This is a genomic window from Aquabacterium sp. UBA2148 (assembly GCF_002328915.1).
Classification (GTDB): domain Bacteria; phylum Pseudomonadota; class Gammaproteobacteria; order Burkholderiales; family Burkholderiaceae_C; genus Aquabacterium; species Aquabacterium parvum.
On the sequence record NZ_DCXA01000051.1, the window covers coordinates 23,063 to 26,517 of the forward strand.

Genomic DNA, 3,455 nt, shown 5'->3' on the forward strand with positions numbered 1-3,455 from the left:
GAGAGGCGTCCTGCGACGCCAGGGCGCTCAGGCCCGCCTCGATGAGGGCGTTGCGCAGGTCGCCGTGGTGGTAGGCGCGTTCGGACTTTGGTGAAACCATGATGTTGACATTGTCCACATATCGTGGTGTCATGCGCATGTTCACGCTGTCAACATCTGGAGACCCAAACATGTCGCTGACCTTGCCCTGGATCGGCTCACGCCCCGCCGAGCCCGCCACGCCCACCTTCCTGGACGATGTTTTCGCGCCGGTGGCCAGCGAGACGGAATCCACCGCGCTGCGCGTGAGCGGTTCGCTGCCCGAGGCGCTCAACGGCCTGTACGCGCGCATCGGCCCGAACCCGATCAAGCCCCAGCCCAGCCGCTACCACTGGTTCATCGGCGACGGCATGGTGCATGGCTTGCGGTTGAAAGCCGGCCGCGCCGAGTGGTACCGCAGCCGCTACGTGGGCAGCAACTCAGCGCACAAGGCCTTGGGCCGCCCCATCCTGCCCGGGCCGCGTGCGGGGATGAGCGACGTCGTCAACACCAACGTCTACGCCCACGCCGGTCGCGTGTGGGCGTCGGTGGAGGCGGGGGCGCTGCCCGTGCAGCTCGATGCCCGGCTGGAGGGCATTCGCCACGGCACCTTCGACAGCCCGAAGAAACAGCCCTTCACGGCGCACCCGCACCGCGACCCGCGCACTGGCGAACTGCATGCCATTTGTTATGACGCGCTCAAGCGCCACAAGGTGCAGTACGTGCGGGTGTCAAAGGAAGGCGAAGTCAGCCGCGTGGTGGACATCCCCGTGCAGCACGGGCCGATGATCCACGACTGCGCCATCACGCGCAGCCGGGTGGTGGTGCTGGACTTGCCGGTGACCTTCTCGTTCAAGCGCTTGTTCACCAGATCGCCGTTTCCGTATGCCTGGAACGACCGTCACCAGGCGCGCGTGGGCCTGCTGCCCAGGGACGGCGAGGCCAAGGACATGCGCTGGTTCGACGTGGACCCGTGCTTTGTCTTTCACCCCTGCAACGCATTTGACCTGCCCGATGGCGGCGTGGTGATGGACGTGGTGGCGCACCGCCGCATGTTCGACCGCTCGCGCCAGGGGCCGGAGTTGGACACCGGCGCGCGATTCGAGCGCTGGACGATGCCGGCTGGCGGTGGCCGCGTCGTGCGCGAGTTGCTGCACGACGTGCCGCAGGAGTTCCCGCGCTTTGACGAGCGCCTGGCGGGTGAGCCTTACCGTTATGCCTACGCCGTGGGTTTCAAGCCGGGGCTGCCGGGCGGTCAGGCGCTGTACCGCCATGACCTGCAGACGCGCCAGACCTCGCGCCACGACTTCGGCGCCGACGCGGTGCCGGGCGAGTTCGTCTTCGTGCCCCGCCAGGCCCAAGGCGCCGAGGACGATGGCTGGCTGGTGGGCCTGGTGCACAACCGCCAGACGGGCACCGCCGAGCTCCACGTCATCAACGCCGATGACTTCACCGGGCCGCCGCAGGCGGTGGTGCACATCCCGGCGCGCGTCCCGGCCGGCTTTCACGGCAACTGGATCGCCGATGCCGACTTGCGCTGACGTGCAGCGCTGATCTGGCGGCTTGAAATGACTGCGGGCCGCAACGCCAGGTTTGGCGTGCGGCCCGCGGTCGCGCGATAAGCGCGTTCAGTGCTTTTCAGCCCGTGATGAGATCAGTGGGCGGCCTGGTACAGCGCGGCGCCAGCTTCCATCGGGTCACCGGTGCGGTCGTAGGCTTCGACCCAGGCGTCGTAGTTGTGGATGGCTTCTTGCTGCCAGGGGTGGAACCCGGGCTTGAAGTAGGCCAGCAGCGTGCCCAGGTGGCTGGAGAGCACGCCCTTGTAGCCGAACAGCCACCAGCGCGACTTGGCCAGCATCCACATGCGTTGACCGAACGAGAAGCCGTCGTTCTTGAGCAGGCGGTTGGTGAAGCGCATGGTCAGCAGGCTCAGGAACAGGATGACGTGCACCATGGCCGCGCAACGCTTGAAGTAGCCCACCTTGGCGACCTGCTGCATCACGTCGTAGGCCACGGCCTTGTGCTCCATCTCTTCCACCGCGTGCCACGCCATCATGGCGCGCAGCTTGGGGTCGGCGTTGGCCATGGTTTCCTTCTTGACGAAGAAGATCTCGGCGAGCATGGCGGTGAAGTGCTCGAAGGCGGAGGTCAGCGCCAGGTTGTATTCCTTGGAGAAGTGCTTGTTGTGGAACTCGTTGTTTCGGTTGATGAAATCAACGATGGCGTCCACGTCCATGCCTTGCTCGCGCAGGCGCTGGTTGTACTTGGAGTGCACGATGCCGTGCTGGCCTTCCTGGCGGATGAAGGTCTTGATCTCGGCTTGCAGCTTGGGGTCGGTGGTTTGCTCACGGAAGGCGCGAACGCACGAGATGAAATAGCGCTCGCCATCGGGGAAGGCCGCTTGCAGGGCGTCGATCAGGCGCGACTTGTAGGGGTTGTTCTCGTACCACCAGCGCGGCAGGTCGCCGTCCAGACCGAAGTCAAGCTTCTCGCGGGCAACGAGTTCCTTGGCGTTGTTCAGGGCTTGTTGGCTCATGTCTGTCTCCGTGTCGCGGACCCGTTTGGGTTCCAGATTTGATCTGGGTTGGATCGTAGGGGTTCGGGGGGCACCCCGAGGGCACCCTGTGCGACAGGAGGGCACTCAGGGCGTCATGACGTGGCATTGAACAGCTCTCGGCCGATCAACATGCGTCGGATTTCGCTGGTGCCGGCCCCGATTTCGTAGAGTTTGGCGTCGCGCCACAGGCGGCCGAGCGGGTAGTCGTTGATGTAGCCGTTGCCCCCGAAAATCTGGATGCCTTCGCCGGCCATCCAGGTGGCTTTCTCGGCCGTCCAGAGGATGAGCGCTGCGCAGTCCTTGCGCACGTGGCGGGCATGCTGGCTGCCCAGGGCGTCGAGGTTCTTGGCCACGGTGTAGGCCAGCGCCCGACCGGCTTGCTGCACCGTGTACATGTCGGCGAGCTTGCCTTGGAGCAGCTGGAACTCGCCGATGGCCTGGCCGAATTGCTTGCGCTCGTGGACGTAGGGGATCACGTGGTCCATGACCGATTGCATGATGCCCAGCGGCCCGCCCGAGAGCACGGCGCGCTCGTAGTCCAGGCCGCTCATGAGCACCTTGGTGCCGTTGCCTTCGCCGCCCAGCACGTTCTCGGCAGGCACCTCGCAGTCCTCGAAGAACAGCGGGTAGGTGTTGGAGCCGCGCATGCCCAGCTTGTCGAGGTGCTGGCCTTTGCTGAAGCCCTTCATGCCTTTTTCGATGAGGAAGGCGGTGATGCTCTTGGCGCCGGCACGCCCGGCCGCCCGGCCGCCCGAAGGCGGGCGAGCCCCCTCGGGGGGCAGCGAAGCGTGGGGGTCGTCATGATCCGGGTCGGTCTTGGCGTAGACGACGAGCACATCGGCATCGCCGCCGTTGGTGATCCACATCTTGCTGCCGTTGA

General features: G+C 65.7%; 3 protein-coding genes. 1 reads left to right on the top strand and 2 read right to left on the bottom strand.

Annotated features, from left to right (window positions below):
- Positions 1-170: 170 nt before the first annotated feature.
- Positions 171-1,559: a carotenoid oxygenase family protein gene (locus tag B2W70_RS02805; RefSeq protein WP_286742627.1), complete on the top strand. Its 1,389-nt coding sequence runs from the start codon at positions 171-173 to the stop codon at positions 1,557-1,559.
- Positions 1,560-1,672: 113 nt separating this feature from the next.
- Here B2W70_RS02805 and B2W70_RS02810 read toward each other — a convergent pair whose 3' ends face one another.
- Together B2W70_RS02810 and B2W70_RS02815 are read right to left on the bottom strand one after the other, a co-directional pair.
- Complete coding sequence (locus B2W70_RS02810; protein ID WP_286742629.1) at positions 1,673-2,554, bottom strand: metal-dependent hydrolase; 882 nt, start codon at positions 2,552-2,554, stop codon at positions 1,673-1,675.
- Between the two features lie 113 nt (positions 2,555-2,667).
- A partial coding sequence (locus B2W70_RS02815; protein ID WP_286742630.1) for an acyl-CoA dehydrogenase family protein occupies positions 2,668-3,455 on the bottom strand: 788 nt, incomplete at its 5' end.